This is a genomic window from Sphingomonas bacterium, assembly GCF_903644055.1.
Taxonomy (GTDB): Bacteria; Pseudomonadota; Alphaproteobacteria; order Sphingomonadales; family Sphingomonadaceae; genus Sphingomonas_I.
The window spans coordinates 1-5,379 of record NZ_CAHJXD010000113.1; the positions used below are offsets into that span (position 1 = coordinate 1).

4 protein-coding genes are annotated in these 5,379 nt (G+C 70.4%); all 4 read left to right on the forward strand.

Annotated elements, in window-relative coordinates; genetic code table 11:
- Nucleotides 1-200 precede the first annotated feature (200 nt).
- Complete coding sequence (locus HUU94_RS04780; RefSeq protein WP_174273963.1) at nucleotides 201-683, forward strand: RNA pyrophosphohydrolase; 483 nt, start codon at nucleotides 201-203, stop codon at nucleotides 681-683.
- A 15-nt stretch (nucleotides 684-698) separates the two neighbouring features.
- The gene (gene ligA, locus HUU94_RS04785; protein WP_174273965.1) at nucleotides 699-2,816 is read left to right on the forward strand and encodes an NAD-dependent DNA ligase LigA; all 2,118 of its coding nucleotides are present in this window, start codon (nucleotides 699-701) and stop codon (nucleotides 2,814-2,816) included.
- 43 nt (nucleotides 2,817-2,859) lie between these two features.
- Nucleotides 2,860-4,707 (forward strand): CHASE3 domain-containing protein, encoded by a 1,848-nt coding sequence (locus tag HUU94_RS04790; RefSeq protein WP_254601960.1) that lies wholly within the window; start codon nucleotides 2,860-2,862, stop codon nucleotides 4,705-4,707.
- Between the two features lie 170 nt (nucleotides 4,708-4,877).
- Nucleotides 4,878-5,379: SIMPL domain-containing protein (locus HUU94_RS04795; RefSeq protein WP_174273964.1), on the forward strand; the 502-nt coding region annotated here is incomplete at its 3' end.

The following is a 5,379-nucleotide window of genomic DNA, read 5'->3' on the forward strand; positions in this document are numbered from 1 at the left end:
GCGGGCGGCACGGGGGCCTGCGCCAGCGCCGGGGCGGCCGCGCTGAGCGCCAGCACCAGCGCGCCGAGTGACAATGGCTTCATCCGAACCTCTCCTTATGCGTCGCCGCCCCACATAAGCGGGGCGGGCGCAAGCGCAATGCCGCGCGGGCGCGCGCGACGGCGCTTGATCGCCGCGCGCTTTGCGCCAAAGCAGGCGCGATGAGCGACCTCCCCTACCGCCCTGCCGTCGGCATCATGCTGCTCAACGCCGAGGGCAAGGTCTTCGTCGGCCGGCGGATCGATACGACGCAGGAGGCATGGCAGATGCCCCAGGGCGGCATCGACAAGGGTGAGCCGCCGCGTGCCGCAGCACTGCGCGAGCTGGAGGAGGAGACGGGCATCGCGCCCTCGCTTGTCGAGATCATCGCCGAGGCGCCCAAACAGCTCGACTACGATCTTCCCGCCGAACTGATCGGCAAGCTGTGGCGCGGGCGCTATCGCGGCCAGCGCCAGACCTGGTTCCTCGCCCGCTATCTCGGCCGCGACGACCAGATCAGCCTGGAAACCGCACACCCCGAATTCGACGCGTGGCGCTGGGTCGAGCCCGCGCAACTGCCCGCGCTGATCGTGCCCTTCAAGCGCGCGCTCTACGAAGCGGTGCTGGCATCGTTCGTCGCCGAACTGGCGCGCAAGGCGGGCTAGGTGGCGGAGCCGGCGATGTCGGACGCGCAGGCTGCCGCGCGGCTCGCGGCGCTCGCCGCCGAGATCGCGTGGCACAATGCGCTGTATCACGATCGCGACGCGCCCGAGATTTCGGACGCCGCCTATGACGCGCTGGTCCGCGAAAACGCCGCGCTGGAAGCCGCCTTCCCCGCGCTCGTCCGCGCCGACAGCCCCTCCGCCCAGGTCGGCGCGGCGCCGACCGGCGCGCTCGCCAAGGTCCGCCATGCGCGGCCGATGCTCAGCCTCGACAACGGCTTTTCGGACGAGGAGATCGCCGAATTCGTCGCGCGCGTCCGCCGCTTCCTGCGCCTCGCCGAGGACGAGCCCGTCCTGCTCACCGCCGAGCCCAAGATCGACGGCCTCTCCTGTTCGCTGCGCTACGAGGGCCGGAGACTCGTCCAGGCGGCGACGCGCGGCGACGGGCAGGTGGGCGAGGACGTCACCGCCAACGCCGCCTTCGTCGCGGGCATCCCGCAGGCGCTTCCCGCCGCCGCCCCCGATCTCTTCGAGGTGCGCGGCGAGGTCTATATGGCCAAGGAGGATTTCGCCGCGCTCAACGTCCGCCTGCTTTCCGAAGCGCGCGCGGCGGGGGACGAGGCCAAGGCGCGCCAGTTCGCCAACCCCCGCAACGCCGCCGCCGGATCGCTCCGCCAGAAGGACGCCGCGATCACCGCGACGCGGCCGCTGCGCTTCATCGCGCATGGCTGGGGCGAAACCTCGGCGCTGCCCGGCGCCACCCAGGCCGAGGTGATGGACGCTATCGAGCGCTGGGGCTTCGCGCCGGGCGATCTGCGCGGCACCTTCGCCACCATCGACGCCACGCTCGATCATTACCGCCGGATCGAGCGGCTGCGCGCCGATCTGCCGTTCGATATCGACGGTGTCGCCTACAAGGTCGATCGGCTCGACTGGCAGGAACGGCTGGGGCAAGTCGCGCGGAGCCCTCGCTGGGCGATCGCGCACAAATTCCCGCCGCAGCAGGCCGAGACGGTGCTGGAGCGGATCGACATCCAGGTCGGCCGCACCGGCAAGCTCACCCCCGTGGCACGGCTGACCCCCGTCACCGTCGGCGGCGTCGTCGTCACCAACGCGACGCTGCACAATGCCGACGAGATCGCGCGGCTCGGCGTGCGTCCCGGCGATCGCGTCCGCCTCCAGCGCGCGGGCGACGTCATCCCGCAGATCATCGCAAACCTCACCCGCGACGAGCCGCGCGAACCGTGGGAATTTCCGCAGGTCTGCCCCGAATGCCAATCGGCCGCCGAGCGCGAGATCGGCGAGGTCGATTATCGGTGCAGCGGCGGCCTGATCTGCCCCGCCCAGCGCGTCGAGCGGCTCCGCCACTTCGCCTCGCGCCACGCGCTCGACATCGAGGGGCTGGGCATCACCAACATCGAGAATTTCTTTCGCGACGGGCTGATCGCGACGCCGGGCGACATCTTCCGCCTGCGCAAGGATCAGTTGCTGGAACGCGAGCGCTGGGCCGAAATCTCGGCCTCCAACCTGATCGCCGCGATCGCCGCCAAGCGAAGCCCGCCGCTCGATCGCTTGCTGTTCGCGCTCGGCATCCGCCATGTCGGCGAAGTGACCGCGCGCGATCTCGCGCGGCGCTATTCCGATATGGCGGCGCTGCTGGCGATGATCGAGGGCGCGATCGGGCAGCGCGACGCGATGGTCCAGGCGGTCGGCGAGAGCGACGAGAAATTCGGGGTGCGGCAAGCGAAGGAACTGGCGGCGATCGTCGATACCCAGCAGGTCGGCCCCGAAGTCGCGCAGGCGCTGATCGATTTCTTCGCCGAGCCGCACAATCGCGCGGTGGTGGACGATCTGCTCGCGCAGCTCGACGTCCGGCCGATCGTCTTCGAGACGCGTGCGTCGGAGGTTTCGGGCAAGACGATCGTCTTCACCGGCAAGCTCGAGACGATGAGCCGCGACGAGGCCAAGGCGCAGGCCGAGCGGCTGGGCGCCAAGGCGGCGGGATCGGTTTCGGCCAGGACCGATCTGGTCGTCGCCGGGCCGGGCGCGGGATCGAAGCTCAAGCAGGCCGCGGCGCTCGGCATCCCCGTGATCGACGAGGCGGGCTGGGCGGCGATCGTCCGCGAGGCGGGGTGAGGCCGTGCTTGCATCGCCGATCGGCACGCGCAAAAGCTGAGCCATGGGCAGCCTAGCGCCACGCCGCATCCCTTTCCTGCCGCTCGCCGGGCTGACGATCGCGCTTATCGCGGGGATCGGCGCGATCCTGATCGGCCGCAGCGTCGCGGCCTCCAATAGCTGGGTCGATCATACCATCGGCGTGCAGGTCGCGATCGTTCAGCTCGAGGGGCAGCTCACGGCCGAGGAATCGGCGATGCGCGGCTACATGCTGCGCGGCGACGCCAAGCTTTATACCGATCTTGCCACCGCGCACGCGCAGATCCAGTCGCTGGTGCGACGCCTGCGCGAGGAGACGCGCGACAATCCGACGCGGCGCGCCGAGCTAGACGGGCTGACGCCGCTGATCGATCTGCGCCACCGCTTCGCGATGGAGCGGGTCGCGCTGCGGCGGCATTACAACGCGCCGCCGCCGCGCTCGGCCGTGGCGACGCCGGGCGCGGGCGAGACCGCGGCGGAAATCAGGGCCCGCCTCCGCCGCATGTTCGCCGAGGAGCAGCGCCTGCTGACCGCGCGCCAGAAACAGACGCAGGCGTTGACGACGTGGCTGTCGATCGCGCTGGCGGGGACGGTCGTGCTCGTCGTGATCGTCGCCTATCTGACGGTGACCGAATCGCGCAACCGCTTCCTTTCGCTGCGCGTCGCGCATCGCGAGGCGCGCGCCGCGGTCATCGCCGCCCGCGCCGAGATGCAGGCGCGCGAGGAGGTCGAGGCGCAGCTCCGCCAGATCCAGAAGATCGAATCGATCGGCCAGCTCACCGGCGGCATCGCGCACGACTTCAACAATATGCTCGCGGTGGTGGTGGGCAGCCTGGAGCTTGCCCAGCGCCGCGCCGCCGATCCGATACGCCTCGCGCGCCACCTCGCCGACGCGCGCGAGGGCGCGGAACGCGCGGCGACGCTCGTCACCCGGCTGTTCGCTTTCTCGCGCCGCCAGGCGCTCGCGCCGGTCGCGATCGAGCCCAACCGGCTCGTCGCGACGATGCGCGACCTGTTCGATCGCACGTTGGGCGAATCGATCGTGATCCGGACCGATCTCGCCGACGAGCCGTGGCGGATCCATGCCGACGCGCCCCAGCTCGAAAATGCGCTGCTCAACCTCGCGGTCAACGCGCGCGACGCGATGGACGGCAAGGGCGTCCTGACGATCGCCACGCGCAACCACCGGCTGACCGAGCCCGCGCAGCGCGGCCGGCTGGAGATCGCGCCGGGCCATTATGTCGAGATCAGCGTCGCCGATACCGGCACGGGCATGAGCGAAGAGACGCGCGATCGCGCCTTCGATCCCTTCTTCACGACCAAATCGGTGGGCAAGGGCACCGGTCTCGGGCTCAGCCAGGTGTTCGGCTTCGTCAAGCAATCGGGCGGCCATGTCCTGATCGAATCGGCGATCGGCGACGGTGCGACGATCCGCATCCTGCTGCCGCGCTTCGAGGGCGAGGTCGCGGCGGCGGAGAGCGCTTCTCACGCCGACGGGCCGCAGGTTCCGGGCCATGGCGGCCGCGTGCTCGTCGTCGAAGATGACGATCGCGTGCGCCATATTTCCTGCGATGCGCTGCGCGAACTCGGCTACGATCCGCTTCCCACCGCCGACGGCGAAAAGGCGCTGGCGCTGCTCCAGCGCGATCCGACGATCACGCTGGTGTTCAGCGACGTCGTGATGCCCGTGATGAGCGGCCCCCAGCTCGCGATCGAGGCGCGCAAGCTGCGGCCCGGGCTGCCGATCCTGTTCACCTCCGGATACACGCACGACGGCGAGGATTCGCTGGTCGAGGCGGGGCAGATCATCGTCCCCAAGCCTTTCACGATCGATCAGCTCGCCGCCAAGCTCCGCGAAGTCGGCACGCGCTAGAGGCTGTCCCGTTCAAGCGAAACGTCACCCCGGCTCAAGGCCGGGGTGACGGTCGAGCGTAAGGCAGTTTACGTTCAGATCGCCGAATGTCGATCGGCCCTTCGTGGACGCGGCGCCGTTCAGGATCATGCCAGCGCGGTTCGCGTAGCGGCGCACCGGAGGAGAGAGATATGCGCGCGCTCACGATGGCCTTGCTGGCGGCCCTGCCGGTCCTTCCCGCCACGGCGGCCGATACGCCGCCGATCGCGGCGGGGGCGACGCGGCTCGAGCTGAGCGCGACCGGCGAGGTGCTGCGCAGGCCCGATACGGCGATCATTTCGGCAGGCGTCGTTACGACGGGCGCGACCGCCGCGCGCGCGCTCGACGAAAATACGCGGAAGATGGCCGCCACGATCGCGGCGCTGGCGCGTGCGGGCGTCGCCGATCGCGATATGCAAACCAACGCGATCCGCCTCCAGCCGCAATATCGCTACGCCGAAAACCAGCCGCCCGCGCTCACCGGCTATCAGGCGACCAACCAGGTGACGGTGCGGCTGCGCGACGTGGCGGGCGCGGGCGGGGTGCTCGATGCGCTGGTCGCGGCGGGCGCCAACCAGATCGACGGGCCGACGCTGACGATCGACAAGCCCGAGGCCGCGCTCGACGAGGCGCGCACCGCCGCGCTCGGCATCG